Below are 24,601 nucleotides of genomic sequence, written 5' to 3'. Positions count from 1 at the left end.
GACGTGACGGAGGCGCACCCCATGACGGCGACGGAGATCGGCACCAGCGAGCGGCTGCTGGCGGAGCTGAAGAGCTGGGTGGAGATCGAGACCCCCACCACCGATGCGGCGGCGGTGAACCGGCTGCTGGACCTGGCGCAATCGGGCCTGGCGGAGGCCGGCGCCGCCCTCACCCGCATCCCCGGGCGCGACGGCTATGGCGACACGCTGATCGCCCGCACCCCCGGCGAGGGCAAGCCGGTGGTGATCTCCGGCCACCTCGACACGGTCTGGGACCACGGCACGCTGGCGGGGCCGATGCCCTGGAAGGTCGAGGGCGACAAGGCGCACGGGCCGGGCATCTACGACATGAAGTCCGGCTCCTTCCTGGCCTTCCACGCGGTGCGCGAGATCCTGCGCCAGAAGGTGAAGACCCGCCGGCCCATCGTGCTGCTGCTGACGCCGGACGAGGAGGTGGGCTCCCCCACCTCGCGCGAGCCGATCGAGCAGGCGGCGGCCGAGGCCATCGCCGTGCTGATCCCCGAGCCGGCGGGCGCGCCGCAGGGCGCCTGCGTCACCGCGCGCAAGGGGGTGGGGCGCTTCGTGGTGCGGATCGACGGCGTCTCCGCCCATGCCGGCGGCAACTGGACCGACGGGCGCAGCGCGGTGGTGGCGCTGGCGGGGCTGATCCAGACGGTCCACGGGATGACCGACCTGCCGCGCGGGGTCACCACCAACGTCGCCCCCGTCTGGGGCGGCACGCGGCCCAACGTCGTCCCGCCCGAGGCGGGGTGCGAGATCGACCTGCGGGTCTCCTCCATCGAGGACGGGCTGGCGATGGAGGCGGCCATCCTCGGCCTCGCGGGCGAGCGGGACGGCATCCGCATCGCCGTGACCGGTGGCATGAACCGCCCGCCGATGGTGGAGACGCCGGAGACGCTGCAGCTCTACGCCCTCGCCCGGGATCTCGCGAAGGAGGCGGGCTACGACCTGCCGAAGCAGCATCGCGGCGGCGGGTCGGACGGCAACTTCACCGCGGCGCTGGGCATCCCCACGCTGGACGGGCTGGGCTGCACCGGGGCCGGGGCGCATGCGCCCTTCGAGCACATCCTGTGGCGCGACCTGGCGCCGCGCGGCCGGGTGATCGCGGGGCTGCTGGAGACGCTGTGACGCGGGGCGCGGCCGGCGCTAGGCTGGCGGCCGGAGGCCGGGGCCAGGGCCCTCCCCCGGCCGGAAGGAGGACCATGCCATGGACCCCGCCATCCGCGGCTTCCACGACCCGGCCAGCGGCACCGTCACCTACCTCGCCTGGTGCCCCGCGACGAAGCAGGCCGCCATCATCGACCCGGTGCTGGACTATGACCACAGGACCGGGGAGGCCGGGACGGATTCCGCCGCCGCCGTGCTGGGGGCGGCGCGGGCCGAGGGGCTGACGGTCGCGCGCATCCTGGAAACCCACGTCCATGCCGACCACCTGACCGCCGCCCCCTGGATCAAGGCCCGCACGGGGGCGCGCATCGGCATCGGCGCGCATATCCGCGACGTGCAGCGCATCTTCCGGCCGATCTTCGGGCTGAACGACATCCCCGCCGGCGGCGACTTCGACGAGCTGTACGAGGATGGCGACCGCTTCCCCCTGGGCAAGCTGACGGTCGAGGTGCTGCACGTCCCCGGCCATACCCCCGCCTGCATCGCCTATCGCATCGGCGACACCTGCTTCGTCGGCGATACGCTGTTCATGCCCGATGCCGGCACGGCCCGCGCCGATTTCCCGGGCGGCGACGCACGGACGCTGTACCGCTCCATCCGCCGGCTGCTCGACCTGCCGCCGGAGACGCGGCTGTTCATCTGCCACGACTACAAGGCGCCGGGACGCGACGCCGTGGCCTGGGAGACGACGGTCGCCGAGGAGCGCGCCCGCAACCCCCATGTCCGCGACGGCATGACCGAGGAAGAGTACGTCGCCCTGCGCCAGGCACGGGATGCCACGCTGGCACCGCCGGTGCTGCTGCTGCCCTCGATCCAGGTGAACATGCAGGCGGGACGCTTCCCGGAGGCGGAGGCCAACGGCGTCCGCTATCTGCGCATCCCGGTCACGCTGCGCGAGCGCGCCTGAGCGGCGCTCAGCCCGCCGCCTTCCCGCCCCTCTCCCGTCGCTTCGCCGTGCCCCGGCCGGGCGCGGGCTCGGCACCCGGGCGCCGCCGGCGGGCCGCCGCCCGGCCGGCCGCCGCGACGGGGGGGCGGGAGCGGAAGGCGTCCAGCGCCCCGGTCTCCAGCACCTGGGCGACGCAGCCATGGATATGGTCCGCCAGCAGGCTCCGGGCGGCGGCGACGTCCCGCGCCAGGGCGGCGTCGAGCAGCCGGCGGTGCTCCTCCGCCGCCACGGCGCCGCGGAAGACGGCCGCGACCATCTGGTAGCGGAGGTAGCGGTCGTAGATCGCCGCATGCGCCTGCAGCAGCACCTGCGAGCCGCAGGCCGCCACCAGCGCGTGGTGGAACTCCCAGTCGTAGCGCTTCCAGCGTTCCGCCTCGCTGGCCTCGCCGGCGAGCAGCAGCCGCTCCATCGCCGCCAGCCGGTGGTGCGCGGCGACCACGCCGCTCTCCCATTCCAGCCCGCCTGCGGCGAAGGACTGCTCCAGCGCATGCGTCTCCAGCAGCAGGCGCAGGGCCGCGATCTCGCGCAGCTCGGCGGCGGAGACCGGGGCGACCTCGAAGCCGCGCTGGCCCTCGGCCGTCACCAGCCCCTCCGAGGAGAGGCGGCTCAGCAGCTCGCGCAGGGTGCTGACCCCCGCCCCGTAGGCGGCGCGCATCCCCTCCAGCCCCAGGCGCTGGCCGGGCGCGAGGCGCCCGAAGACGATGTCCGCCCTGATCCGGCGATAGGCGACCTCGCCGACCGAAACCTCCTCCACGCCGCCTCCTGTCGAATGCGCGCCGGTCCGGGACCGGCCTGGCGACCATGCCCGGAAACGCCGTGCCATGGCAGTCCCCGGAAACGCCGCCGAATTCCATTATATCACATGAACGTCGAATCATCTGTTGATTGTCGTTCCATCGCATGACAACTTGCCGCCCGACGGCCGCGAAGGGTCGCGGCGGGAGGAGACGGGGTGCGCAGCATGCGAGCCGAACGACGCGGCGGGACGGGCCGGTGAGCCGGGTGATCCACGTCCTGAACGGGCCGAACCTGAACCGGCTGGGCAAGCGCGAGCCGGAGATCTACGGCCGCACCACCCTGGCCGAGGTCGAGGCGCTGTGCCGCGAGGCGGCCGGCGGGGCGGACGTCGTCTTCCGCCAGACCAACTACGAGGGGCAGCTCGTGGAGTGGATCCACGACGCGATCGACGCCCCGGCGGATGGCATCGTCATCAACCCGGCGGGCCTGACCTTCACCTCCGTCCCGGTGATCGATGCGCTGAAGATGTTCCCCGGGCCGGTGGTGGAGCTGCACATCACCAACATCCACAAGCGCGAGGCGATCTATCACCGCTCGCTCGTCTCCACCGTCGCCACCGCCGTGATCGCGGGGCTGGGGGCGAAGGGCTACGCGACCGCCATGCGCGCGGTGCAGGACCTGCTCGCCTGACAACGGGCGAGCCCGGCAACGAAACACGAGGACAACGTCGATGAACGATCTTTCCCGCCGCACCCTGCTGCGCGGCACCGCCGCGCTCGGCCTGGGCGCCGCCGCCCCGACGCTGCTGCGGCCGGCCCTGGCGCAGCAGCCCGCCTATCCGACCCGGCCGGTGACCATCATCGTGCCCTTCGCGCCCGGCGGCTCCACCGACTTCGTCGCGCGGCTGCTGGCGCAGCAGCTCGCCGCCAGCCTCGGCGGCTCCTTCGTGGTGGAGAACCGGGCGGGGGCCAGCGGCACGGTCGGGCACGGCGCAGTGGCCCGGGCGCGGCCGGATGGCTACACGCTGGACGTGGCGCCGACGGGCACCTTCGCCATCGCGCCCACCCTGTTCAGCCCCCTGCCCTACGACAACGACAAGGCCTTCACGCCGATCAGCCTGCTGGCCGGCAACGCCATGTTCGTCATGGTGCATTCCTCCAGCCCGATCCGGACCATCGCCGACCTGATCGCGGCGGCGAAGCGCGATCCCGGCAAGCTGACCTATGCCTCGCCGGGCTCGGGCACGGTCGGGCAGCTCGCGCCGGAGCTGATGCTGGACATGGCGGGGATCGACATTCTGCACGTCTCCTACCGCGGCGGCGCGCCGGCCTTGCAGGCGCTCCTCACCAAGGAGGCGACCATGGGCTTCGTGGACACGGTCAGCGCCCTGCCCTACCTGCAGTCGGGCGAGCTGCGCGCCCTGGCCGTCACCGGCCGCCAGCGCGACCCCAAGGCGCCGGACGTGCCCACCCTCGCCGAGAGCGGCCTCGCCGGCTACCACGCCACCAACGACTTCGGCTTCTTCGCCCCGGCCGGCACGCCCGACGCGATCGTGCAGCGCCTGGCCACCGCCGCGCGGGAGGCGCTGAACAACCCGGAGGTGAAGGCCAAGCTGGAGGCCGCCTCGATCGACGTGATCGGCGGCAGCGCCGAGGCCTTCCCGGCCTACCTCGCCGAGGAAGGCCGGCGCTGGGGCGAGCTCATCCGCAAGCGCAACATCAAGGCGGAGTAGCGCGCCGGGCCGTCGGGCATGGGGGCGGGAACGACGCCCGCCCCCGCAGGGTCCTACCTCGTCGGTGCGGCAGGCAGCGGCGAGGTCAGGCGGAAGCGCTGGGCGCGTTTCCCGGTATCCACCTCGGTGGTGTAGACGTTGCCGCGCGAATCCGTGGCGATGTTGTGCACCCAGTGGAATTCGCCGGCCATGCGCCCGTTCCGCCCGAAGCGGCCGCGGATCTCGCCGGTGTCCGAGACCAGCCAGACGACATTGTTCGACCCGTCCGCGATGACGAAGAGCGGCGGGCTGCTGTTCGGAATCATGTCGAGGTCCCAGACGGAGCCAGGGCCCAGCGTCGCGGGGGCGATGAAGAACTCGCGCACGAAGCTGCCGTCCTTGCGGAAGACCTGCACCCGGTCGTTGCGCCGGTCGGCGACGTAGAGCAGCCCGTCGCTCGCGATGCGCACGCTGTGCACGGGGCTGCCGAAGCTGCGCGAGGGCGGCTGCTGGTTGGGCCGGTAGGCCGGCAGCGGGTCGTCGTGCGGCCGCTCGCCATAGGCGCCCCAGTGCCGCTTGTAGGCGCCGGTCTGCGCATCGAAGACGATGACGCGCCGGTTGCCGTAGCCGTCGGCGATGTAGACCTCGTTCGCCGCCTCGTCGACGAAGATGTCCGCCGGCAGGCCCAGCCGGGCCGTGTCGTTGCTGCCGCCCGTCTCGCGCGGGACGCCCAGGCGCAGCAGGAAGCGGCCGTCGCGGTCGAACTTCAGCACCACATGGTCGGTCGGCGCGTTGCCGGCGAGCCAGACGTTGTCCTGGGCGTCCACGTAGATGCCGTGCTCGCGCTCCGACCAGTCCGGGTGGTGGCCGGGCCCGCCCCAGGCCCGCAGCAGGTTGCCGTCGGTGTCGAAGGCCATCACCGAGGGCGCCGGCACGCAGCATTCGGAGAGCGGCGGGCTGGCGGTGGCGCCGCGCTCGTCCGCCGTCATCGAGGCGGGGCGGTGGATGATCCAGACATGGTCTCGCCGGTCCACCGCGACCCCGGCCGCCTGGCCGATGCCCCACTGGTTCGGCAAGGGCTTCGGCCAGAACGGATCGACCTGGTACTGCGGGGCCGCGGTCGCCGCGGGCGGGGCGGGAGGAGACTGCGCCGATGACGGGGCGGGCAGCAGCAGGGCCGCGAGCAATGGCAGCACGGCCGCGCGCAAGGTGGCGGGATGGGATTTCATCCGGGCGTTTCCTCATCCGCCCGGCCGTCGTCCCGGACGCCGTTGCGGTTGCGCAAGCGTTCGCCGATGCACCCGCCCTGTCAAGGCGGATGCGGCGAGGCTGGCCCTGGCGGCGGCAGCGGCGCTAGAAACGCGGGCAACCCCCGCCCCCAGCCAGGAGACCCAGCCGAGATGAGGAACACCGAGGAAATCTGGCGCCTGGTGGACCAGCGCCGCGACGACTACGTCGCCCTGTCCGACCGGATCTGGGACATGCCGGAGCTGGCCTATGGCGAGCACCGTTCCTGCGCCGAGCACACGAAGCAGTTGGAGGCGGAGGGCTTCCGCGTGACCACCAACGTCGCGGGCATCCCGACGGCGGTGATGGGCGAGGCCGGCGAGGGCGGGCCCGTCATTGCCATCCTGGGCGAGTACGACGCCCTGCCAGGGCTGAGCCAGGAGGCGGGCATCGCCGAGCACAAGCCCCTGCCCGGCGACGGCGTCGGCCATGGCTGCGGCCACAACCTGCTCGGCTCCGCCTCGCTGCTGGCGGCGGCGGCGGTCAAGGATTGGCTGGCCGCGAACAACCTCCCGGGCCGCGTGCGCTACTACGGCTGCCCGGCCGAGGAGGGCGGCGCCGCCAAGGGCTTCATGGTGCGCGACGGCGCCTTCGACGACGTGGACGTCGCCATCTGCTGGCATCCCGCGCCGCTCTCGGGCGTGAACGAGGCGGTCAGCCTCGCCAACACCCGCATCGACTTCCAGTTCCACGGCCGCTCCAGCCACGCCGCCGCCGCGCCCGACCTGGGCCGCTCCGCCCTGGACGCGGTGGAGCTGATGAGCGTGGGCGTGAACTACATGCGCGAGCACATGCCGGATCATGCGCGCATCCACTACGCCTATCTCGACGCCGGCGGCATCGCCCCGAACGTGGTGCAGGCCAGCGCGCGCGTGCGCTACCTGATCCGCGCGGCGAATCTGGTGGAGCTGAACGCGCTTGTCGCCCGGGTGCGCAAGATCGCCGACGGTGCCGCGCTGATGACGGAGACGACGGTGACGACGAAGGTGGTCAGCGCCGTCTCCAACCTGCTCGGCAACGCGCCGCTGGAACAGGCGATGTACGACAACTTCCAGCGCCTCGGCCCGCCGGAGTTCGACGAGGCGGACCGCGCCTATGCGCGCGAGATCCGCGCCACCCTGTCGGACGAGGACATCGCCGCCGCCTTCCGCCGCCACGGCGTGCCGCTGGAGAAGGACAAGCCCCTCTGCGACTTCGTCGTCCCGCTCGACGCCCGCGGCAAGGGCGGCATCGGCTCCACCGACGTGGGCGACGTCTCCTGGGTGGTGCCGACCGTGCAGGCGCGTGGCGCGACCTATGCCATCGGCACGCCGGGCCATTCCTGGCAGCTCACGGCCCAGGGCAAGTCGGGCATCGCCCACAAGGGGATGATGCACGTGGCCAAGGTGATGGCCGGCACGGCGGTGGACGCGCTTCGCGACCCGGCGCTGGTGGAGAAGGCCAAGGCGGACCTCGCCGCGCGCACGGCGGATTCGCCCTATGCCTGCCCGCTCCCGGCCGACCTCGCCCCGCCCATCGCGCAGATGAGCAAGGGCGCGGCCTGACGCCGCCGGCCCGCCGGGAGGCTGCCCAGGGCAGCTCTCCCGCGGGCCCGGATCGCTGCTACGCCCGTGGCGCCGGCACCGCCCGGGGTGCCCGCCTGCGCCTGCTCGGGATTGGCCGGACGGCCACCGCCGTCCGGCTTCCCGTCAGAGCTGCTGCGCCCCGAAGGTATCGCAGGCGCTGATGTTGCCGTTCTGGAAGCCGCGCCGGAACCAGCGCACCCGCTGGGCCGAGGAGCCATGGGTGAAGCTCTCCGGCTGCACCGTGCCGCGCGCCTGGCGCTGCAGCCGGTCGTCGCCCACGGCGGCCGCCGCGTTCAGCCCCTCCTCCAGGTCGCCCTCCTCGAGGATGTTGCGCTCGCGGTTGGCGTGATACGCCCAGACGCCGGCGAGGCAGTCGGCCTGCAGCTCGACGCGCACCTGGATCTGGTTCGCCTCCACCCCGCCGCCGTAGCGCTGCTGCGCCTCGCGCGCACGCTGCAGGACGCCGAGCTGGTTCTGCACGTGATGCCCGACCTCGTGCGCGATGATGTAGGCGGCGGCGAAGTCGCCCTGCGCCCCCAGGCGGCGCTGGAGCTGCGCCATGAAGTCCAGGTCGATGTACACCTTCTGGTCGAGCGGGCAGTAGAACGGCCCCGTCTGCGCCTCCGCGTCGCCGCAGCCCGACCGGGTGTAGTTGGAGAACAGCACCAGCGTCGGCTCCTGGTAGGTCCGGCCCGCCCGGGCGAACTGGTCGCGCCAGACCTGCTCCGTCTCGCCCAGCACCTGCCCGACGAAGCGCCGCCCGGCATCCTGCGAGGGGTTGCGGGCATCGCCCGGATTCGCCGTCTGGCCAGGGTCGATCCGCCGCTCCTGCGGCGCCGGCTGGACGGAAGGATCGTCGCCGCCCACCAGGCCGGTGAGGTCGACGCCCAGGAACAGGGCGATCAGCAGGATGGCGATGCCGCCCAGGCCGCCGCCGACACGGATGCCGCCACCGCCCCCCGTCGGAATGGGGATGCGGAAGCCGCGCCCCCCCGTGCCGCCGCCGAAGCCACCGCCCTGGCCGCGCCGGTCCTCCACATTCTGGCTTTCCGGACCATCGAGACGCATGCGGTATCCCTCCTCTGCGGCCGGCAACGTAGCCCGCCGGGCCGGGGTTGCCATGGCGGCCGCCACGGCCCGGGTGGGCTGGCCGCCGGCGTCAGCGGTTCAGCAGCGCCGCCAGGGCCGGCGACAGCCCCACCGAGGCACGGCCCGCGGGCGCTGCCATGCTGCCCTGGCCCGGCTTGCGCGGCGCCGCCCGCACCAGCGCCTCCGCCATGCGCACGCCGCAGGCGATTCCCTCCAGCAGCGGCAGCTCGACGCGGCCGCGCAGCCGCGGCTCCATGCCGGCCAGCGCGGCGCCGCCCAGCACCACCGCATCCGCCCCGGCCGCTGCCAGCCGTCCGATCCCGGCCGCCACCTTGTCCGCGACGCCCCCGGGATCGGCCAGCGCCTCGGCCGGGGTGGCCGCCACCCCCTCCACCCCGACGCAGCGGGTCGTCAGGCCGTGGCGGGCGATCAGTTCGCCATACATCGCGCCGTTGCCGAAGGTGACCAGCCCGAAGCGGGTGCCGAGCAGGCAGGCGGTGAAGCAGGCGGCCTCGGTCATGCCGACCACCGGGCAGGGCATGAGCTGCCGCGCCGCATCCAGCGCCGTGTCGTGCGAGACGGCCAGCACCACCGCGTCCACCTGCCCGGCATGCTCCGCCAGCAGATCCAGCACGGCATGGCCGGCGATGGCATTCTCCGCCCGGCTGGAGATCACCGCCGGGCCGAAGCGCGGCGTGGCGGGAAGGATCTCCGTCCCCGGCGCGGCGGCGGCGCGGGCCGCCTCGGCGCAGAGGTCGGTGATGGCCTGGGTGGTGTTGGCATTGGCGAGGAGGAGCTTCATCGCGGCCACCATCGCCAGCCGCGCCGCGCCGGGTCAATCGCCTTGGCACGCCTCTGCGGCGGGCCGCGGCTTGCCCCGGCGGCGTGCCGGGGCTCCCATGCGGCGGACGGAACCTGGCTGGACCCGACCCATGACCGAATCCTGGCGCCTGACCGCCACCGACCTCGCCGCCCGGGTGAGGGCCCGCGACATCTCGGCCGAGGAGGTGGCACGCGACGCCCTCGCCCGGCTGGACTCGGCCAATCCGGCGATCAACGCGGTGGTGGAGCACCGGCCGGAGGAGGTCCTGGCGGCGGCCCGGGCCGTGGATGCCGCCCTGGGCCGGGGCGAGGACCCCGGCCCGCTGGCCGGCGTGCCGGTGACGATCAAGGTCAATGTCGACCAGGCGGGCTACCCCACCACCAACGGGCTGCGGTTGCAGCGCGCGCTGCTGGCGAAGGAGGACAGCCCGGTGGTGGGCAACCTGCGCCGGGCCGGCGCGGTGGTGCTGGGACGGACCAACACCCCCGCCTTCTCGCTGCGCTGGTTCACCCGCAACAGCCTGCACGGCCACACCCGCAACCCGCGCGACCCGGGCCTGACGCCGGGCGGCTCCTCCGGCGGGGCGGCCGCGGCCACGGCGGCGGGGATCGGGGCGATCGGACACGGGACGGATATCGGCGGCTCCATCCGCTACCCCGCCTATGCCTGCGGCATCCATGGGCTGCGGCCGACGCTGGGGCGCGTCGCAGCCTTCAACGCCTCGGGCCCGGAGCGGGCGATCGGGGCGCAGTTGATGGCGGTCTCCGGCCCGCTGGCGCGCTCCATCCCGGACATCCGCGCCGCGCTCGCCGCCATGGCCGCGCCCGATGCCCGCGACCCCTGGTGGGTGCCGGCCCCGCTGGAGGGGCCGCCCGCCCCGCGGCGCGCGGCGCTCTGCGTGCGGCCCGAGGGGCTGGCCACCACGCCCGAGGTGGAGAAGGCGCTGCGCGCCGCCGCCCTGGCCCTGCAGGAATCCGGCTGGACGGTGGTGGAGACCCCCTGCCCGCCGCTGCGCGAGCCGGCGCGGCTGCAGGCCATGCTCTGGCTGGCCGAGTCCCGGCGCGGGCTGAACAAGGCGCTGGTGGAGGAGGCGGACCCGGATGCCAGCTTCGTCTTCCGCTGCATGGAGTCGCTCTGCCCCGCGCCGGACCTGAACCTCTTCCAGGACGGGCTCCAGGCCCGGGCGGGCTTCCTGCGACAGTGGAGCCTGTTCCTGGAGCGCTATCCGGTGGTCCTGCTGCCCGTGTCCGCCGAGCCGCCCTTCCCGGACCAGCTCGACGTGGAGAGCGAGTCGGCCTTCGCGCGGGTGATGGAGGCGCAGCTGGTCCAGGTCGGCCTGCCGCTGATGGGCCTGCCGGGGCTGAGCGTCGCCACCAGCGGCGACTCCGCGGCGCCGATGGGGGTGCAGCTCATCGCCGGGCGCTACCGCGAGGACCTGCTGCTGGCGGCCGGAGAGGTGATCGCGCCACGGCCGATCACCCCGGTGGAGCCGGTCACGCTTTGACACGCTTCGCGCCGGCCGCTCCACACCGGCGCCTCGATTCCGCCACGGCGCGTGCCCACCTTCCCCCCATCGAGGATATGGACATGCGCACCCTCCGGATTGCCGCCATCGCCGCCACCGCCCTGCTGGGCACCGCCGCCGCACTGCCCGCCCAGGCCCAGCGCGGCCCCTGGGGCGGCCCCGGCTGGGGCGGGCCCGGCTACTACCATCATCACCGCGGTTCCGATGCAGGCGCCGCCGCAGCCATCGGCCTGGGCGTCGGCGTGCTCGGCGCGCTGGCCCTGGGCGCAGCCCTGGCGCCGCCTCCGGCCGCCTATGCACCGCCGCCGGTGGTCTACGCGCCCCCACCCGTGGTCTACGCCCCGCCCCCGCCCGTGATGTACCAGCCCCCGCCGGTGGTCTATCAGCCGCCGCCCGTGGTCTACCGGCCGGACGCTTGGCACCGCGCGCCGCCGGCAGCCTATGACTACGGCTACGGGACGACGATCGGTTCCATGAAGGACTGATCCCGACGGCGGGATGGGGCTGACCCTTCGTGCTGTGGTGTTCGGGCGGTGGACCGGGAGGGGACGCCGTCCCCTCCCAGACCCTCCCCTGCCGGGGCCACAAGCGGGCCCCGGTCCCCGCTGGGAGTTGGCTCTACGCGGCTGCCGTCAGCCTGCGGTCTGAACCCTGACAGAGCGCGGACAGGCGGGACTCCGAAAAAGCTTCAGAGGGCGTCAGCGAGGGCTGAGGCCGTCCCCGCCGAGGAGCATGGCTCCTCGGCGCCGTGACCCCGTCGCAGGCTGTCCCGCGGCAGCGCCAATCGGGTCCAGGGCCCGCAGGGTCCTGGCGGAGTGGGGGTACGGGGGCGAGGCAGAGCCTTGCCCCCGGGCCACGGAAGCACCCCGCGCCGGCACGAACCGGCGCAACACGCCATCCGTATGAGGCAGGCCGTTGCTGCCAGGGAGGCCCGCTTGGAGGGGGTTGCCGCCGAAGGGCCGCAGCTCTCGTGCCGTGTCCGGCCCCGGGGCTCCGGCGGCGGCATACCCCCGGGGCCGGAGGATCAGTTCGAGGCGGTCTGGCTACGCAGTTCGCGGGCGCGGGCGAGGACCTTGTCCTCCAGCTCCGTCGCTGTCGCTGCGGCCACCGGGGCATCCTGCCAGGTGCTGCCCCGCAGTTCCTGCTTGAAGACGGAGATTCGCACGCCGTCCGAGCGGAGCTGGCGGCCCAGGATATAGGCCGTGGCGCGGAAACGCTCACCCTGGGCGGAGGGCGGCGAGTACCAGTCGGTAATGATCACGCCGCCGAAGGGATCGGCGGAGGCCAGCGGCATGAAGGACAGGGTGTCGAGGCTGGCGCGCCAGAGATAGGCGTTGACGCCGAGGCCCGCCCCCGCATCCCCGGCGGCGTTCCGGTTGGACCGGTCCGTCCCGAAGAGCAGGATGCCATCCGACCCGCCCAGACGGCCCGCCACGCGGGAGCGTCCGCTGTTGTCACCGTATTCGTCATTGCCGACCTGGCGCGTCTGCCCGCAACCGATCAGCAGGGCCGGAAGCAGCGCCAGGGCTGCGAGGCGGGGATATGTCATGGCGGCGGCACAGTATGCAGCGGCGCGCCCGGCGCAAGGGGCCGTGCGGCGCCGGTCACAAGAAACCGCAAGGCGCCATGATGAAAAGCGGGAAAGAAGAAGGGCGGCAGGTTGCCCTGCCGCCCTTCCCCGTTCCGGTCCGGTCGCCCGATCAGAAGGCGATGCGGGTGCCGACGATGACGACCTGGGCGTCCACCTTGTTGTTGGCGGAGCCGGAGGAGCCGGCCAGGAAGTCGAAGCCGCTCTCCCGGCGCTGGGCGTTGGTGTAGTCGGCCACCAGCTCCAGGCCCGGCGCGACGCGGTAGGTGGCGCCCACCGACCACGCGCTCTCGCGGCGGCCGCCGAGGACCGACTGCGAACCGGCGGTCAGCAGGTTGTAGTAGTTCGCGCCGACCGTGATGTCGCCGAAGGTGTAGGACGCGCCGACGAAGTACTCGCTCAGGTCACGGGTATCGACGATCGAGCCGCCGGCGTTCTGCAGCGGGGTGCCGCCGTTCGCCGGGCCCCAGCGGTACCAGCCGCCGACCAGCGCGCCGAAGGCGGAGACCTGCGCGCCGGCTTCGTAGACGCGGTAGGACATGGCGCTGTTCGTCGCGGCCAGGCCCGGAACCGCCGGCATGACCTTGGTCGGGTCGGCCAGGATCGCACCGCCGGTCACGGCGATGCCGACGCCGCCGAAGGACCCGCGCCAGCGGGCGGCGAGCTGCGTCTCGTTGCGGCGGCGCGGCGTGCCGAAGAACTGGTTCGCGCGGCCCGTGCCGGAGAACTGGTTCGCGCGGTCGCAGTTCGCGGTCGCGTAGATCAGGACGCAGCCCGTGTCCTCGCCCTCGCCGTTGTTGAAGGCGAAGCTGGCGCCGACGTCGAAGCCGAAGAACTGCGGCGACAGGTAGATGATCTTGGTGTTGTCGCCGACGTCGCCGGCGAAGAAGGTGCTGTTGCGGACGCCCACGATCACGCTGTCGAACCAGTCGCCGTCGACGCCGCCGGTGGCGAAGTTGGTGACGTGACCGGAGTTCATCAGGCCGCCCAGCGGGCCGTCCTCGTCGCCGAAGCGCAGCTGGCCGTAGGTGCCGGCCACGAACATCCACATCTCGTCCGTGTCGACGGTGGTCTTGCTGCCGCCGTTGGTGCGGGTGCCGGCCACGCCGGCGCCGTCGTTCTGGTCGACCTGCAGCTCGATCGCGCCACCGTAGCGGAGGCCGTTGGCGGCCTTGCCGTTCGCGGTGATGTGGATCTCGGCGTCGGACGAGAAGTCAGACTTGCCGGTGTTGGCGGAATGGCGGCCGGCCGTCGGGGTCAGCGCCGTGACCGGCGCGGCGCCGGCGGGGACCGGCAGGGCCGTGCCGTTGGAGCCCGAGCCGTCCTGGTCCGTGAAGCTGTAGTTGAAGCGGAAATAGCCGCCCACGCGAACCTCAAGGGCGCGCTGGGACATCATCGGCGGGCCCGGCGGCAGGAAGGGGTCGGCCGCCTGCGCCAGCGCGTCCTGCGGCGCGAACAGCGCCGCGGCGGCCACCGCGGTCGATCCCAGCAAAAGCTTGCGCATCCCAAATCCTCCTCACGCACCAGGCCCATGGCCCGGCTGTTCCCTCGACCCGCCTGCCCCCCTGGCAGAATGCCCCCTGACGAAGCATCACGGATGCGCTCGGCGGGGCCAGGTCCGGGCGGACTATGGGTCAGCCCGTTCGCGGGGGGCAATGGTTGCCGGACCCACCCCGCGACTTCTGCGAGACAGTGTGGCGAGGCCGACACAACCCGGCGAGCGCCGCCACCCCGCCGGCCCGCCGCGGCAGGCGTCGCGTTCCGCGGGCCGTCATCCCGCCCAGGGCGATGGCCGGCCGTCCCGCCCGCCGCGCCAGCGCCGCCCAGCGCAGCGGCCCCAGGGCCGGTGCCCCGGGATGGCTCGCCGTCGGGAAGACGGGCGAGAGCAGCACGACGTCCGCCCCCAGCCGCCTGGCCCGCGCCAGCCCCCGGCGGCCATGGGCGGCGGCGCTGAGCAGCGGCCGCGCCGGGCCACGCCGGCCGCGCCGGGCCAGCAGCCAGGGCAGCAGCCCCGCGACTCCGCGCCGGTCGGGCAGGTGCAGCCCGGCCCGGTGCGCCAGCGCCGCGCGGCCGTCGCCGCTGACCACCAGGGCCAGCCGGTGCCGGCGGCAGAGCGGTGCCAGGCGGCGCAGCATCGCCGCCGGCAGGTCGCGCGCCAGGACCGCCGAGCCCGGCGGCAGGGCGGCGGCGGCGGCCAGCGGGTCGGGCAGGCGCCGCGAATCGGTCACCAGCCACAGCCGCGGCGCGCGCGAGCCGGGCGGGGGGCGCAGGCGACGGACCGCGCCGTCTATCGTCGCGATGCCCAGGCCGTTATCTCCCTCTCCCCATGGATCAGCCGCAGGATATCGCCGCCGCCCTCGACCGCGTCCGCGCCAGGATCGCCAGGGCCTGCGAACGGGCCGGCCGGCCGCGGGACTCGGTGCAGCTGGTGGCCGTGTCGAAGACCCATCCCGCCGGGAGCGTGGCGCAGGCGCTGGCGGCCGGCCAGGAGGCCTTCGGCGAGAACCGGGTGCAGGAGGCGATGGCCAAGTTCCCGCCGCTCCGCCCGGCGCATCCGGCCCTGCGGCTGCACCTGATCGGCGCGCTGCAGACCAACAAGGCCCGCGATGCCGTGCGCATCGCCGATGTCATCGAAAGCCTGGACCGCCCGAAGCTGGCCGCCGCCCTGGCCGAGGCCATCGCCAAGGAGGGACGGGCGCCCCGCCTGCTGGTCCAGGTGAACACCGGCGAGGAGCCGCAGAAGGCCGGGGTACCGAAGGCCGGGGCGGCCGCCTTCCTGCGCGCCTGCCGCGACGAGTACGGGCTCGCCATCGACGGGCTGATGTGCATCCCGCCCGCCGACGAGGACCCGGCGCCGCATTTCGCCTGGCTGGCCGGGCTGGCGGCGCGCGAGGGACTGCGCACCCTGTCCATGGGGATGAGCGGCGATTTCGAGGCCGCCATCGCCCAGGGCGCCACCCATGTCCGCGTGGGCAGCGCCATCTTTGGTTCCCGCCCCTACCCGGCCTGACCCGGCGCAGGGCCATACCGAGGCCACGGCCTCATACGCGCGGCGTGATGCGCTGACGTCTGCCGGACTGGCGCCCGTGGCCCGGGGGCAAGGCGCTGCCTCGCCCCCGTACCCCCACTCCGCCAGGACCCTGCGGGCCCTGGACCCGGTGGGCGCTGCCGCGGGACAGCCTGCGACGGGGTCGAGGCGCCGAGGAGCATGGCTCCTCGGCGGGCACGGACGCAGCCCTCGCGGGCGCCTTCTGAAGCTTTATCCAGCGTTCCGCCTGTCCGCGCTCCGTCAGGGTTCAGCCCGGAGGCTGACGCCTACTGCGTAGAGCCACCAACTCGCAGCGGGGACCGGGGCCCGCTTGTGGCCCCGGCAGGGAAGGGTCCGGGAGGGGACGGCGTCCCCTCCCAGTCCGACGCCGGAACACGACGGCACGACGGGTCAGCCCCATCCCGCCGTTGGGATCAGAGCCGGTTCAGCGGCCAGCGCTGTGGCTCCACGGCCGGGACCGGCGGCGCATCTGCCACGGGGCGCGGTGGCGGCAGGCCTGGCGGCGGGGAGGACCAGCAGTCGATGCCACCCAGGCTTCGCGTGCAATAGGAGGCGGCGGACGGCAGCGGGTCGGCGCGGCAGTAGCGTGTCTCCCCCGCGTCGATATGGGCGATCGAGCAGTCGCGTCCCGTCACCGCGGACACCACGAGGTCCGGCACGGTGCGCCCGACCGTGGTGAGCGACACCACGTTGACCGCCGCCCCCCAGCCCAGGAAGGCGTCGCAGCCGGCGAGGAGCAGGCTCAGCGGCAGCAGGAGGCAGGCGGGGTTCTTCGGTCGCACCCTGGCAACCTAGGGGCGCAGGGCTTAACGGGCGGTGCAAGGAGACTCCCCTTGCCTGGGGCGGCGAACGGGTCTTCTGATCCCCGTCCGCCTGGAGAGACCCCATGACCGACGCCCTTCCCGAAGCCGCCGCCTTCGCCGCCCGGCTGGACCGCCTCGCCGAGGTGGCGGTGAAGGTCGGGCTGGGCCTGGCCCCGGGGCAGGAGCTGGTGATGACCGCCCCGCTCGACGCCCTGCCGCTGGCCCGGCGGATCACCGAGCACGCCTACCGCGCCGGCGCCGCGCTGGTGACGGCCCTCTATACGGACGAGGAGGCGACGCTGATGCGCTTCCGCCACGCGCCGGAGGAGAGCTTCGACCGCGCCACCGGCTGGCTGTTCGACGGCATGGCCGCCGCCTATCGCGACGGTGCCGCGCGGCTGGCGATCAGCGGCGAGGACCCCTCGCTGCTGGCGAAGGAGGACCCGGAGAAGGTCGCCCGCGCCAACCGCGCCCGCTCCAAGGCCTATCTGCCGGCGCTGGAGCGAATCGTGAACTTCGACATCAACTGGAACATCACCTCCTTCGCCTCACCCGCCTGGGCGCGCGCTGTCTTCCCGGGCGAGCCGGAGGCACAGGCGGTGGCGAAGCTGTGGGACGCGATCTTCGCCGCCTCCCGCGTCGATGCGCCCGATCCCATTGCCGCCTGGGCCGCGCACAACGCAGCCCTGCACGGGCGCCGGAAGCGGCTGACCGGCCGGGACTACGCCGCCCTGCGCTTCCGCGGGCCGGGGACGGACCTGACCGTGGGGCTGGCCGAGGGCCATGCCTGGATGGGCGGGGCGGAGACGGCCCGCAACGGCCTGGTCTGCAACCCCAACATCCCCACCGAGGAGGTCTTCACCACCCCGCACGCCGCGCGGGTGGAGGGGCATGTCCGCAGCACCAAGCCGCTCTCCTACCAGGGCACGCTGATCCGGGACATCGCCGTGCGCTTCGAGGGAGGGCGGATCGTCGAGGCCACGGCGCGCACCGGGGCGGAGGTGCTGAACAAGGTGCTGGACACGGACGAGGGCGCGCGGCGGCTGGGCGAGGTGGCGCTGGTGCCGCATTCCTCGCCCATCTCGAAGAGCGGGCTGCTGTTCTTCAACACGCTCTACGACGAGAACGCCGCGAGCCACATCGCCCTCGGCCAGGCCTACAAGACCTGCTTCCGCGACGCCGCCAGCCTGACGCCGGAGGGCTTCACGGCCCGGGGCGGCAATTCCAGCCTGATCCACATCGACTGGATGATCGGCTCCGGCGAGGTGGACGTGGACGGCATCACCGCCGAGGGCGCGGCCGAGCCGGTGATGCGCGGCGGGGAATGGGCGGACTGACGCCGCCCGGCCCGAGGGGCCGGGGCGGAGGCCGCCGGCCAGGGACCATCGCCCGGCGTCAGGCCGGGATCACACGTGGAAGCTCTCGCCGCAGCCGCAGCGGCCCTTCTCGTTCGGGTTGGTGAAGACGAAGCCCGCGGACATCGCCTTCACCTCGTAGTCCATGGTGGTGCCGATCAGGTAGAGCGTCGCCTTGCGGTCGACCAGCAGCGTCACGCCCTTGTCCGTCACCACCTCGTCGTTCGGCCCCGCCGCGTCGACCCAGGACAGGTCGTAGGACAGGCCGGAGCAGCCCTTGGCGCGCACGGCGACGCGCAGCAGCTTCGAGCCCTCGGCGCGTTCGTACATGGCGCGCAGCCGGTCGGCTGCGGCGTCGGACAGGTTCATCAGCGGCGGCAGGGCACGCTTCGGCCTCGGGGCGGTGGTGGTGGTGCTCATCGCGTCCCCCTTTCAGTACATGTTGAGCGCGAGGCGGGCATCCTCGCTCATGCGCGACTGGTCCCAGGGGGGGTCCCAGACGACCTCCACCTTCACGTCCGTCACGCCGTCCACCAAGCGGATCGCCTCCTCCACCTGGCTCGGCAGCTCCTGTGCCGAGGGGCAGGAGGGGGTGGTCAGGGTCATCTCGACCTTGACCTTGCCGTCATCCTCGATGTCGATCGCGTAGATCAGCCCCAGCTCGTAGATATCCACCGGGATCTCGGGGTCGAAGACGGTCTTGCACATGGACAGGACCTTTTCCTCGTCCACCTTCGGCCGCACCTCGCCCTCCGGCGTCCAGACGCCGTGGCGCTCCGCCGTGACGGGCGCGGGGTCCGGCGCCCGGTTCGGGGCCGAGGGCGGCGGGCCGAAGGGACGCTCCACGCGCGGCTCGGAGGATCCGTCACTCACTGCTCGCCTCCTTCGTCTCGCCCGGCCGGCTGTCCAGCGCGGCGTTCAGCGTGTGCCAGGCGAGCGTCGCGCACTTCACCCGGGAGGGGAATTCCGCCACGCCGCCCAGCACCTGCAGGCGCTCCATCTCGTCGGCCAGCGCCGGCCCGCAATCCGGGCAGGTGCCGGTCATCGCCAGCTCGCGGAACTTCGCCGCCAGCTCATGCGCCTCGGCCTCCGTCTTGCCGCGCACCGTCTCCGTCATCAGCGAGGCGCTGGCCATGGAGATGGCGCAGCCCTTGCCCTCGAAGGCGACGTCGGCAAGCCGGTCGCCGTCCAGCTTCACCCAGAGCGTCATCCGGTCGCCGCACATCGGGTTGTCGCCGCGCGCGGTGCGGTCGGCATCGTCGAGCCGGCGGAAGTTCCGTGGCTTGCGCCCGTGGTCGAGGATGACCTCCTGGTAGAGGTCGCGCAGGTCGTCGAACATCAGCGTCCCGCCTTCATCGCCCGCTCATCGAAAAAACTCCCGTGCCTGGGCCAGCGCCTCGGCGAGCGTGTCGATCTCCTCCGTCGTCGTGTACAGGCCGAAGGAGGCACGGCAGGTGCTGTCCACGCCGAAGCGCGCATGCAGCGGCTCGGCGCAGTGCCGGCCCGAGCGCACGCAGATGCCGACGCGGTCGAGCAGGGTCGCCAGGTCGTGGCTGTGCGCGTTGTCCAGCGCGAAGGCGAAGACCCCGCCGCGGTCCTGCGCCCGGCCCAGCAGGGTCACGCCGTCGAGGTCGGAGAGCCTCGCCATGGCGTGGTCCACCAGCGCGCGCTCATGCGCCTCGATGGCCTCCATGCCGATCGCCTCGACATAGTCGATCGCGGCATGCAGCCCGATCGCCTCGACGATCGGCGGCGTGCCCGCCTCGAAGCGCAGCGGCGGCGGGGCGTAGAGCGAGCGCTCCAGCGAGACCTCGGTGATCATGTCGCCGCCGCCCATGAAGGGCGGCATCCGCTCCAACAGCTCCAGCTTCCCGTACAGCACGCCCAGCCCGGTCGGTCCGTACAGCTTGTGGCTGGTGAAGACGTAGAAATCCGCCCCCATCGCCTGCACGTCCACCTTGCGGTGCACCGCACCCTGGCTGCCGTCGAACAGCACCTTCGCGCCATGGGCATGGGCGAGGGCCGCGATGCGTTCCACCGGCGTCACCGTGCCCAGCACGTTGGACATGTGGGTGACGGCGACCAGCCCGACCTTGCCGTCGGCGAGCTTCGCCTCCAGATCGGCCATGTCCAGCTCGCCCGCATCGGTCACGCGGGCGATGCGCAGCTCGATCCCCCGCTCGTCGCGCAGCATCTGCCAGGGGACGAGGTTGGCGTGGTGCTCCATCTCGGACACCAGCACCGCCTGCCCCGGGCGCATCACCTTGCCGTAGCAATGCGCGACGAGGTTGATCGCCTGGGTGGAGCCCGTGCCGGTCAGCACGATCTCCCGCTCGTCGGCCGCGTTGACGAAGCGCGCGGCGGCGCGGCGCGCGGCCTCGTAGGCCTCGGTCGCCGCCTCGCTCAGGTGGTAGGCGCCGCGATGGACGTTGGCATAGGCCGTCTCCATCATCCGCACCATCGCCTCGATCACCACACGCGGCTTCTGCGCCGAGGCGCCGGAATCCAGGAAGACCAGCGGCTTGCCGCGATGCGTCGTGGACAGGATCGGGAAATCCTGTCGGATGCGCGCCACGTCGAAGCCGGGCCGCACGGGGGTGACGAGGCCGTCCATCACGCGGCCTCCGCCACCGTCTCGTGCGCGGCCCACCAGGACTCCACCGCCTCCTCCAGCGCGGCGCGGCCGGGCTCGCTGGCCACCGTCTCGATCGCCTCGGCCAGGAAGGCGCGCACCAGCATGGCCCGGGCCGGGGCGGCCGGAATGCCGCGCGAGCGCAGGTAGAAGAGCTGCCCCTCGTCCAGCGCGCCCACGGTCGCGCCGTGGCTGCACTTCACGTCGTCGGCGTAGATCTCCAGCTGCGGCTTGCTGTCCATCTCCGCCTGCTCGGAAAGCAGCAGAGCCTGGTTCATCTGGTAGCCGTCCGTCTTCTGCGCCGGGCGACGGACCAGGATCTTCCCCTGGAACACGCCGCGCGCCCGGCCGGCCAGCACGGTCTTCACCGTCTGCCGGCTGTCGCAGTTCGGATGCGCGTGGTCGATGCCGCTGGTGATGTCGGCGACCTGCTCGCCCGCCGCGAGCTGCGCGCCGTTGAGATGCGCCTGGGCGTGGTCGCCCGCGAAGGCGAGGCGCATCTCGCTCCGTGCCACCCGGGCGCCGGCGTTCAGCGAGAAGCTGTCATAAGTGCCGCGCGCGCCCACGCCGACGCTGACATGGCCCAGGTGGAAGGCCGTCGCCGGCTCGCGCTGGATGCGGACATGGACCATGTGCGCCTCCTCCGCGACGTGGATGTCGAAGGCGGGGTTGGCCAGGTGCCGGCTGCCCTCGGGACCGGTGGAGGTCTCGATCAGGGTCAGCGAGGCGCCCTTGGCCAGACGCACGACGTGGCGCGGGTGGAAGGCGACGGCCGCGCCCTGACCGGAAACGGCGTGCCCGGAGGCAAGCGAGAGCAGCTCCACTTCCCCGCCCTGCACGCCCTCGCCGAGGTCGAGCACCAGCCCGTCCTCAAACAGCAGGGCGTTCAGCGCCTCGGTCGGGCGCAGTGGGCCAGGCGCGGCCAGCAGCGGCGCCACCTCGGCCAGGCGGTCCGCCAGCGTCGCGGCGAAGCCCGGCAGCCCCTCGGACAGCTCCGGCTGGAAGCGGCCGTCCACGAAGACCGCGCGTGCGGCGCAGCGGGCGGGTGGCAGGACCGGGAACTCCTCGGCCAGCGACAGCGGCTCGCGGAAGGCTTCCCGCGCCACGGGGCCGAGATCGGTGTAGCGCCAAGCCTCCACCCGCCGCGTCGGCAGGCCGGCGGCACCGAAGGCCTCGGCCGCCGCCTCGCGCAGCGCGGCGATGGCGGGGATGCGGGCGCCGGGCAGCCGGTCCTTCAGCCCGTCGTAGCGGGCGAGAAAGCCCGCGCCGGGGATCGCGCTCACGCGGCCTCCTCCAGCACGCCGGCATAGCCCTCGGCCTCCAGCCGGTGCGCCAACTCGGGGCCGCCGGAGGTGACGATGCGGCCATGGGCCAGCACATGCACGCGGTCGGGCACGATATGGTCCAGCAGGCGCTGGTAGTGGGTGATGACGAGGGCGGAGAAGTCCGGGCCGCGCGCGGCGTTCACCCCCTCGGCCACGATCTTCAGCGCGTCGATGTCCAGGCCGGAATCCGTCTCGTCCAGGATGGCGAGCTTCGGGCGCAGCAGGGCCATCTGCAGCACCTCGTTGCGCTTCTTCTCGCCGCCGGAGAAGCCGACATTGACGCCACGCTTCAGCATGTCCTCGGGCATGGAGAGGGCGCGCATGCGCTCGCGCGCCAGCTTGAGGAACTGCATCGCGTCCAGCTCCGGCTCGCCGCGGCCGCGGCGCAGCGCGTTCAGCGCGGTGCGCAGGAAGTTGGCGTTGCCCACGCCCGGCAGCTCCACCGGGTACTGGAAGGCCAGGAACAGCCCGGCCGCCGCGCGCTCCTCCGGCTCCATCGCCAGGATGTCGACGCCGTCGAAGGTGGCGGTGCCGCCCGTGACCTCGTAGCCCTCGCGTCCGGCGAGGACGTAGGAGAGGGTGGACTTGCCGGAGCCGTTCGGCCCCATCACCGCATGCACCTCGCCGGTCGGCACCTCCAGGTCGATCCCCTTGAGGATCTCCTTGCCGTCGATCTCGGCGGTCAGTCCTTCGATACGCAGCATGGTCTTAGCCGACGCTCCCTTCGAGCGAGATCTGCAACAGCTTCTGGGCCTCCACCGCGAACTCCATCGGCAGCTCCTTCAGCACCTCGCGGCAGAAGCCGTTGACGATCAGGCCGACGGCATCCTCCTGGCTGAGGCCGCGCTGGCGGCAGTAGAAGAGCTGGTCCTCGGCGATGCGGCTGGTCGTCGCCTCGTGCTCCACCTTGGCGGTCAGGCTGCGGTTCTCGATGTAGGGCACGGTGTGCGCCCCGCAGCGGTCGCCGATCAGCAGGCTGTCGCATTGGGTAAAGTTGCGGGCGTTCCGCGCCTTCGGGCTGATCTTCACCAGGCCGCGATAGGTGTTCTGCCCCTGACCCGCGCTGATGCCCTTGGAGACGATGGTGGACTTCGTGTTGGCGCCCAGATGGATCATCTTGGTGCCGGTATCGGCCTGCTGCCAGTTGTTGGTGATGGCGACCGAATAGAACTCGCCCACGCTGTCGTCGCCCTGCAGGATGCAGGAGGGGTACTTCCAGGTGATGGCGGAACCCGTCTCCACCTGGGTCCAGGACACCTTGGACCGCTTGCCGCGGCAGGCGGCGCGCTTGGTGACGAAGTTGTAGATGCCGCCCTTGCCGTTCTCATCGCCCGGGTACCAGTTCTGCACCGTGCTATACTTGATGCTGGCGTCATCCAGAGCGACCAGCTCCACCACCGCGGCGTGCAGCTGGTTCTCGTCGCGCTGCGGCGCGGTGCAGCCCTCCAGGTAGGAGACGGTGCTGCCCTCCTCGGCGATGATCAGCGTCCGCTCGAACTGGCCGGTGCTCTTGGCGTTGATGCGGAAGTAGGTGGACAGCTCCATCGGGCAGCGGACGCCCTTGGGGATGTAGACGAAGCTGCCATCGGTGAAGACCGCGCTGTTGAGGGCAGCGAAGAAGTTGTCGCCCTGCGGCACCACGCTGCCCAGGTACTGGCGCACCAACTCCGGGTGCTCCTGCACCGCCTCGGAGATGGCGCAGAAGATGATGCCCTCCTTCGCCAGCCGCTCCTTGTAGGAGGTGGCGACGGAGACGCTGTCGAACACCGCATCCACCGCGACGGGCATGCGCGCCTCGGCCGGGCTCTCGCCCGCGCCCTCGACGCCGGCCAGGATGGCCTGCTCCTTCAGCGGGATGCCCAGCTTCGCATAGGTCTTCAGCAGCTCGGGATCGACCTCGTCGAGCGACTTCGGTCCCTGCTTCTGCTTCGGCGCAGCGTAGTAGTAGGCGTCCTGGTAGTCGATCGGCGGATAGCTCACCGCCGGCCAGCGCGGCTCCTCCATGGTCTGCCACAGGCGGAAGGCCTTCAGGCGCCATTCGAGCAGCCATTCCGGCTCGTTCTTCTTCGCGCTGATGAAGCGGACGATATCCTCGTTCAGCCCCTTCGGGGCCATCTCCATCTCGATATCCGTCTCGAAGCCCCACTTGTAGGTGCTCTGGGTGACGGACTGGACGGCGTCGATCGTCTCGGCGACGGCGGGCATGCGGGGTCCTCTACTCGGCGGCCGCGACGGCCGGCGCGCGGGCCGGGACGACGGCCTCCGCGACAGGGGCGGCGGCGTGATGGGCGTGACAGGTCGGGCCGGACAGGTCGGCCAGGGTGATGCCGGACAGGGCGTGGCGGATGGCGTCGTTCACCGGGTCCCAGCGGCCGCGCACGGGGCACAGCGCCTCCGCGTCGCAGGCGCCGCTGGCGCCATCGACGCAGGCGGTGAGCGCGATGGGGCCGTCCATGGCGACGATCACCTCCGCCACCGCGATCCGGTCCAGCGGGCGGGTCAGGCGATAGCCGCCGCGGGCGCCGCGCAGCCCCTCGACCAGGCAGGCCTGGGAGAGCATCTTGAGGATCTTGGCGACGGTCGGCTCGCCCAGGCCCGTGGCGGCGGCGAGGTCCGGGGCCGTGCGGAGCGCGTCCTGCCTCTCGCCGGACCGGCTTTCCCCCGCCTGGCCGTCCCCCGGGCGGGCCTCTCCCAAGCGGGCCAGGACGGCGACCGCGTAATCGGTCATTTTCGACAGGCGCAGCACGGCGGCGAGGTCCCCCGGGGCTGGAAGCGCTAAACCGGACCAGCGCGGTCCGGTATCGTCCAGATGCGGAGGCGGCCCCGTCTTGTCAAGCGCGATACGGCCGCGCTTGTCGAAGGCTTCCAATAGGTTGCGAACGGTTCGCAGACATTGGGGCAGAGGCCAGCCCCGGAATTCCAGGCGATTCCATCGCCCGCCGCAACGGCGCCGGCGGGACGGGGCGGCCGCCCCGCC

General features: G+C 72.8%; 24 protein-coding genes and 1 pseudogene. 9 read left to right on the top strand and 16 right to left on the bottom strand.

From position 1 onward, the window contains the following. Positions 1-21: 21 nt before the first annotated feature. Together LPC08_RS01545 and LPC08_RS01540 are read left to right on the top strand one after the other, a co-directional pair. Positions 22-1,149, top strand: coding sequence for a M20 family metallopeptidase (locus LPC08_RS01545; protein WP_230450978.1), 1,128 nt, complete (start codon positions 22-24; stop codon positions 1,147-1,149). 79 nt (positions 1,150-1,228) lie between these two features. Then, positions 1,229-2,095, top strand: coding sequence for an MBL fold metallo-hydrolase (locus tag LPC08_RS01540; protein WP_230450977.1), 867 nt, complete (start codon positions 1,229-1,231; stop codon positions 2,093-2,095). Between the two features lie 7 nt (positions 2,096-2,102). Here LPC08_RS01540 and LPC08_RS01535 read toward each other — a convergent pair whose 3' ends face one another. Next, positions 2,103-2,888, bottom strand: a complete 786-nt coding sequence (locus LPC08_RS01535) for a GntR family transcriptional regulator (RefSeq protein ID WP_230450976.1) — start codon at positions 2,886-2,888, stop codon at positions 2,103-2,105. Between the two features lie 239 nt (positions 2,889-3,127). Between LPC08_RS01535 and LPC08_RS01530 the strand changes: the two genes are divergently transcribed. Both LPC08_RS01530 and LPC08_RS01525 read left to right on the top strand, forming a co-directional pair. Then, positions 3,128-3,562 carry a type II 3-dehydroquinate dehydratase gene (locus LPC08_RS01530; RefSeq protein WP_230450975.1) on the top strand — a complete coding sequence of 145 codons (435 nt, stop codon included), beginning with the start codon at positions 3,128-3,130 and terminating at the stop codon, positions 3,560-3,562. Between the two features lie 40 nt (positions 3,563-3,602). Further along, entirely contained in the window at positions 3,603-4,604 is a 1,002-nt protein-coding gene (locus LPC08_RS01525) for a Bug family tripartite tricarboxylate transporter substrate binding protein (RefSeq protein ID WP_230450974.1), read from the top strand. A 53-nt stretch (positions 4,605-4,657) separates the two neighbouring features. On the opposite strand, the gene LPC08_RS01520 is transcribed toward LPC08_RS01525, so the two are convergent. Then, positions 4,658-5,812 (bottom strand): NHL repeat-containing protein, encoded by a 1,155-nt coding sequence (locus tag LPC08_RS01520; RefSeq protein WP_230450973.1) that lies wholly within the window; start codon positions 5,810-5,812, stop codon positions 4,658-4,660. 171 nt (positions 5,813-5,983) lie between these two features. Between LPC08_RS01520 and LPC08_RS01515 the strand changes: the two genes are divergently transcribed. Further along, complete coding sequence (locus tag LPC08_RS01515; protein ID WP_230450972.1) at positions 5,984-7,414, top strand: M20 family metallopeptidase; 1,431 nt, start codon at positions 5,984-5,986, stop codon at positions 7,412-7,414. 144 nt (positions 7,415-7,558) lie between these two features. Here LPC08_RS01515 and ypfJ read toward each other — a convergent pair whose 3' ends face one another. Both ypfJ and LPC08_RS01505 read right to left on the bottom strand, forming a co-directional pair. Next, the gene (gene ypfJ, locus LPC08_RS01510) at positions 7,559-8,503 is read right to left on the bottom strand and encodes a KPN_02809 family neutral zinc metallopeptidase (RefSeq protein WP_230450971.1); all 945 of its coding nucleotides are present in this window, start codon (positions 8,501-8,503) and stop codon (positions 7,559-7,561) included. Between the two features lie 265 nt (positions 8,504-8,768). Continuing rightward, positions 8,769-9,326 (bottom strand): annotated as a pseudogene (locus LPC08_RS01505) (aspartate/glutamate racemase family protein); the annotation flags it as partial. 130 nt (positions 9,327-9,456) lie between these two features. Between LPC08_RS01505 and LPC08_RS01500 the strand changes: the two are divergent. Continuing rightward, entirely contained in the window at positions 9,457-10,851 is a 1,395-nt protein-coding gene (locus LPC08_RS01500) for an amidase family protein (protein ID WP_230450969.1), read from the top strand. Positions 10,852-10,934: 83 nt separating this feature from the next. Continuing rightward, positions 10,935-11,357: a hypothetical protein gene (locus tag LPC08_RS01495; RefSeq protein ID WP_230450968.1), complete on the top strand. Its 423-nt coding sequence runs from the start codon at positions 10,935-10,937 to the stop codon at positions 11,355-11,357. Between the two features lie 539 nt (positions 11,358-11,896). Here the strand turns inward: LPC08_RS01495 and LPC08_RS01490 are convergent. From LPC08_RS01490 to LPC08_RS01480, 3 genes are all read right to left on the bottom strand, one after another. Then, a complete protein-coding gene (locus tag LPC08_RS01490; RefSeq protein WP_230450967.1) occupies positions 11,897-12,421 on the bottom strand; it encodes a DUF3576 domain-containing protein in 525 nt (174 codons plus the stop codon). Positions 12,422-12,572: 151 nt separating this feature from the next. Then, on the bottom strand, positions 12,573-13,964 hold the full coding sequence (locus LPC08_RS01485) for a porin (protein WP_230450966.1): 1,392 nt from the start codon (positions 13,962-13,964) through the stop codon (positions 12,573-12,575). A gap of 130 nt (positions 13,965-14,094) precedes the next feature. Beyond that, entirely contained in the window at positions 14,095-14,688 is a 594-nt protein-coding gene (locus LPC08_RS01480; RefSeq protein ID WP_230450965.1) for a thiamine phosphate synthase, read from the bottom strand. Positions 14,689-14,786: 98 nt separating this feature from the next. Between LPC08_RS01480 and LPC08_RS01475 the strand changes: the two genes are divergently transcribed. Then, positions 14,787-15,470, top strand: coding sequence for a YggS family pyridoxal phosphate-dependent enzyme (locus LPC08_RS01475; protein WP_230450964.1), 684 nt, complete (start codon positions 14,787-14,789; stop codon positions 15,468-15,470). A 452-nt stretch (positions 15,471-15,922) separates the two neighbouring features. Here LPC08_RS01475 and LPC08_RS01470 read toward each other — a convergent pair whose 3' ends face one another. Continuing rightward, the gene (locus LPC08_RS01470; protein ID WP_230450963.1) at positions 15,923-16,291 is read right to left on the bottom strand and encodes a hypothetical protein; all 369 of its coding nucleotides are present in this window, start codon (positions 16,289-16,291) and stop codon (positions 15,923-15,925) included. A 104-nt stretch (positions 16,292-16,395) separates the two neighbouring features. On the opposite strand from LPC08_RS01470, the gene LPC08_RS01465 reads away from it, so the two are divergent. Continuing rightward, positions 16,396-17,649: an aminopeptidase gene (locus LPC08_RS01465; RefSeq protein WP_230450962.1), complete on the top strand. Its 1,254-nt coding sequence runs from the start codon at positions 16,396-16,398 to the stop codon at positions 17,647-17,649. A 69-nt stretch (positions 17,650-17,718) separates the two neighbouring features. Here the strand turns inward: LPC08_RS01465 and LPC08_RS01460 are convergent, their stop codons facing one another. The 8 genes from LPC08_RS01460 to LPC08_RS01425 all read right to left on the bottom strand — a co-directional run bounded on the left by LPC08_RS01460 (position 17,719) and on the right by LPC08_RS01425 (position 24,352). Continuing rightward, the gene (locus tag LPC08_RS01460; RefSeq protein ID WP_230450961.1) at positions 17,719-18,087 is read right to left on the bottom strand and encodes a HesB/IscA family protein; all 369 of its coding nucleotides are present in this window, start codon (positions 18,085-18,087) and stop codon (positions 17,719-17,721) included. 12 nt (positions 18,088-18,099) lie between these two features. After that, positions 18,100-18,411 (bottom strand): SUF system Fe-S cluster assembly protein, encoded by a 312-nt coding sequence (locus tag LPC08_RS01455; RefSeq protein WP_230452953.1) that lies wholly within the window; start codon positions 18,409-18,411, stop codon positions 18,100-18,102. 121 nt (positions 18,412-18,532) lie between these two features. Further along, positions 18,533-19,006, bottom strand: coding sequence for a Fe-S cluster assembly sulfur transfer protein SufU (gene sufU / locus LPC08_RS01450; protein ID WP_230450960.1), 474 nt, complete (start codon positions 19,004-19,006; stop codon positions 18,533-18,535). Positions 19,007-19,030: 24 nt separating this feature from the next. Further along, positions 19,031-20,281: an aminotransferase class V-fold PLP-dependent enzyme gene (locus LPC08_RS01445; RefSeq protein ID WP_230450959.1), complete on the bottom strand. Its 1,251-nt coding sequence runs from the start codon at positions 20,279-20,281 to the stop codon at positions 19,031-19,033. Continuing rightward, the gene (sufD, locus tag LPC08_RS01440; protein ID WP_230450958.1) at positions 20,281-21,582 is read right to left on the bottom strand and encodes a Fe-S cluster assembly protein SufD; all 1,302 of its coding nucleotides are present in this window, start codon (positions 21,580-21,582) and stop codon (positions 20,281-20,283) included. Before sufD ends, LPC08_RS01445 begins: the two co-directional genes overlap by 1 nt. Beyond that, complete coding sequence (gene sufC / locus LPC08_RS01435) at positions 21,579-22,328, bottom strand: Fe-S cluster assembly ATPase SufC (protein WP_230450957.1); 750 nt, start codon at positions 22,326-22,328, stop codon at positions 21,579-21,581. Before sufC ends, sufD begins: the two co-directional genes overlap by 4 nt. A 4-nt stretch (positions 22,329-22,332) precedes the next feature. Further along, positions 22,333-23,829 carry a Fe-S cluster assembly protein SufB gene (gene sufB / locus LPC08_RS01430; protein ID WP_230450956.1) on the bottom strand — a complete coding sequence of 499 codons (1,497 nt, stop codon included), beginning with the start codon at positions 23,827-23,829 and terminating at the stop codon, positions 22,333-22,335. Between the two features lie 10 nt (positions 23,830-23,839). Beyond that, a complete protein-coding gene (locus tag LPC08_RS01425) occupies positions 23,840-24,352 on the bottom strand; it encodes an RrF2 family transcriptional regulator (RefSeq protein ID WP_370643279.1) in 513 nt (170 codons plus the stop codon). Between the last annotated feature and the right edge of the window lie 249 nt (positions 24,353-24,601).

The organism is Roseomonas sp. OT10 (assembly GCF_020991085.1).
Lineage (GTDB): Bacteria > Pseudomonadota > Alphaproteobacteria > Acetobacterales > Acetobacteraceae > Roseomonas > Roseomonas cutis.
This window is presented reverse-complemented; position numbering and strand designations above follow the sequence as displayed.

Excerpts from the sequence above, each read along its gene's own strand:
- LPC08_RS01500 (WP_230450969.1), top strand. The coding sequence starts at position 9,457 with ATGACCGAATCCTGGCGCCTGACCGCCACCGACCTCGCCGCCCGGGTG.
- LPC08_RS01520 (WP_230450973.1), bottom strand. The coding sequence starts at position 5,812 with ATGAAATCCCATCCCGCCACCTTGCGCGCGGCCGTGCTGCCATTGCTC.
- LPC08_RS01460 (WP_230450961.1), bottom strand. The coding sequence starts at position 18,087 with ATGAGCACCACCACCACCGCCCCGAGGCCGAAGCGTGCCCTGCCGCCG.
- LPC08_RS01515 (WP_230450972.1), top strand. The coding sequence starts at position 5,984 with ATGAGGAACACCGAGGAAATCTGGCGCCTGGTGGACCAGCGCCGCGAC.
- sufU (WP_230450960.1), bottom strand. The coding sequence starts at position 19,006 with ATGTTCGACGACCTGCGCGACCTCTACCAGGAGGTCATCCTCGACCAC.
- LPC08_RS01465 (WP_230450962.1), top strand. The coding sequence starts at position 16,396 with ATGACCGACGCCCTTCCCGAAGCCGCCGCCTTCGCCGCCCGGCTGGAC.
- sufC (WP_230450957.1), bottom strand. The coding sequence starts at position 22,328 with ATGCTGCGTATCGAAGGACTGACCGCCGAGATCGACGGCAAGGAGATC.
- LPC08_RS01525 (WP_230450974.1), top strand. The coding sequence starts at position 3,603 with ATGAACGATCTTTCCCGCCGCACCCTGCTGCGCGGCACCGCCGCGCTC.
- LPC08_RS01425 (WP_370643279.1), bottom strand. The coding sequence starts at position 24,352 with ATGACCGATTACGCGGTCGCCGTCCTGGCCCGCTTGGGAGAGGCCCGC.
- LPC08_RS01545 (WP_230450978.1), top strand. The coding sequence starts at position 22 with ATGACGGCGACGGAGATCGGCACCAGCGAGCGGCTGCTGGCGGAGCTG.
- LPC08_RS01540 (WP_230450977.1), top strand. The coding sequence starts at position 1,229 with ATGGACCCCGCCATCCGCGGCTTCCACGACCCGGCCAGCGGCACCGTC.
- LPC08_RS01475 (WP_230450964.1), top strand. The coding sequence starts at position 14,787 with ATGGATCAGCCGCAGGATATCGCCGCCGCCCTCGACCGCGTCCGCGCC.
- LPC08_RS01445 (WP_230450959.1), bottom strand. The coding sequence starts at position 20,281 with ATGGACGGCCTCGTCACCCCCGTGCGGCCCGGCTTCGACGTGGCGCGC.
- LPC08_RS01490 (WP_230450967.1), bottom strand. The coding sequence starts at position 12,421 with ATGACATATCCCCGCCTCGCAGCCCTGGCGCTGCTTCCGGCCCTGCTG.
- LPC08_RS01485 (WP_230450966.1), bottom strand. The coding sequence starts at position 13,964 with ATGCGCAAGCTTTTGCTGGGATCGACCGCGGTGGCCGCCGCGGCGCTG.
- sufB (WP_230450956.1), bottom strand. The coding sequence starts at position 23,829 with ATGCCCGCCGTCGCCGAGACGATCGACGCCGTCCAGTCCGTCACCCAG.
- ypfJ (WP_230450971.1), bottom strand. The coding sequence starts at position 8,503 with ATGCGTCTCGATGGTCCGGAAAGCCAGAATGTGGAGGACCGGCGCGGC.
- LPC08_RS01495 (WP_230450968.1), top strand. The coding sequence starts at position 10,935 with ATGCGCACCCTCCGGATTGCCGCCATCGCCGCCACCGCCCTGCTGGGC.